The organism is Pseudoalteromonas sp. SR45-6, from assembly GCF_014163545.1.
In the GTDB taxonomy this organism is placed as follows: Bacteria; Pseudomonadota; Gammaproteobacteria; order Enterobacterales; family Alteromonadaceae; genus Pseudoalteromonas; species Pseudoalteromonas rhizosphaerae.
The window spans coordinates 1-1,501 of the sequence record NZ_JACJDM010000131.1 but is presented as its reverse complement, the minus strand read 5'-3'; the positions used below and the strand labels follow the sequence as shown (position 1 = coordinate 1,501).

General features: G+C 36.0%; 2 protein-coding genes. Both read right to left on the bottom strand.

Annotated elements, in window-relative coordinates; all coding sequences use genetic code 11:
* Nucleotides 1-343: 343 nt before the first annotated feature.
* Nucleotides 344-922, bottom strand: a complete 579-nt coding sequence (locus H5158_RS22460; RefSeq protein ID WP_182740955.1) for a cold shock domain-containing protein — start codon at nucleotides 920-922, stop codon at nucleotides 344-346.
* A gap of 107 nt (nucleotides 923-1,029) precedes the next feature.
* On the bottom strand, nucleotides 1,030-1,269 hold the full coding sequence (locus H5158_RS22455; RefSeq protein ID WP_182718866.1) for a hypothetical protein: 240 nt from the start codon (nucleotides 1,267-1,269) through the stop codon (nucleotides 1,030-1,032).
* Nucleotides 1,270-1,501 lie beyond the last annotated feature (232 nt).

Genomic DNA, 1,501 nt, shown 5'->3' with positions numbered 1-1,501 from the left:
AGGTGTATAGCCAAATTTAAAGTGAGTTTAAAAAGTAACAACACTTGGTTTTTTGAATAAAAAGATCAAGAAAACACAGCTGCCTGCTTGACCGGAACTTTCTAATGGGTGACCCCATTTGGTTTAAATGATCCTGATATCGCAGGCGTAAAAGGTGCGGCGGCGAGTAACATACAAACAAACGAAAATATAACAGCACATCCAATTATTACTTTAAACATAACAACCTCCATGGTAAATGGCTTTTAATCCACCAGCTATTTATAACTGTATTACTAAAAATCGTATTCCACTTAACAGGCATCAACTAATTTTTAGTTTATTAATAACCCCAATATAAAAACTACCTATTCCCAAACTGCCGTTCACAGGGCTCGCCATCTCCATCACCGTCCATTTTAGTATTGGGGCAATGTTGAATAAAAAATAACGCCTCTGCATAGGAAGTCATTTGGCTACAATGTTGGCGGCCATCACAACGAAATGTTGGTGGTGTTTTAGTAATTGAGTTTGAACTAGCGGGCATAAATGACTCTAAGTTAGCATTAGTCACTACTGGTGTTTGCTTGGTATTTAAAAAACCGGTTTTATACACACTAAAACCAATACTAAAAATAATACCAAGCGTTATAAGTTTCATTAACGGTGAGTTTTTACGTGACGTTTTACTTATTTTAACCGGCCTTGTAGAGGCTTTTATTTGTGGTTGTGCCAATACGCCCTCAATACGGCAATTTACAGCTTTGGTTTTACCGTTAGGCTCAGTCGCTACCTCAAAGTAAATAATGTCGCCCACTTTAGGTTTACGGCTCATATGTTTGAGCGATGAAATGTGTATAAAGGTATCGTGTTGCAGTGTGGTTGATTTAATAAAGCCAAAGCCTTTCTCTTCATTCCACGATTTTAATAATCCTTTGTTCATCCTTGAATCATCCATTTAATAGCTGTTAATTTTACACCCGTTTTAAAACAGGCTCAAAACCAAGCAAACCTAGCTAGCCCACCAACAAACGTACTTTTCCTTATTAACTAACTCATTTTGCAAAAAAGCGTATTTTTTGCTTCTTTTAATGTGTTTAAAAATACAGAAAACGCACAAATTCCGCCCCCCATAAACGCAATTTGAAAGCTTGATAGTGACGAGAAACTAAATTGCTGAGAATACATGTACTGCCCTAATAACTGTGCAAAGGTAGCCACGCCTAAAATAATCAACAATGGGCACACAACTAGCGTAAACCAAAACCAAATACGTTTAATACCTTTCATAATTAATACCTTCCATAAAAAATCTTTTTCCTTAATTTAACTCAGAAATTAATTAGCCAGTGAACCACCAGCATTTTATTTTAAAAACAGCTTATAAAATTGCCGCATGAATTTGATGTCTGAAGTCAAGATTTGATAATCATATAGAAAGCTCCTCGAGTTTTTCGATACAGTTGTGTTGACCAAAACATAAACTGAATCCGAGGAGCTTGGTATGAAACTATATGGTGGA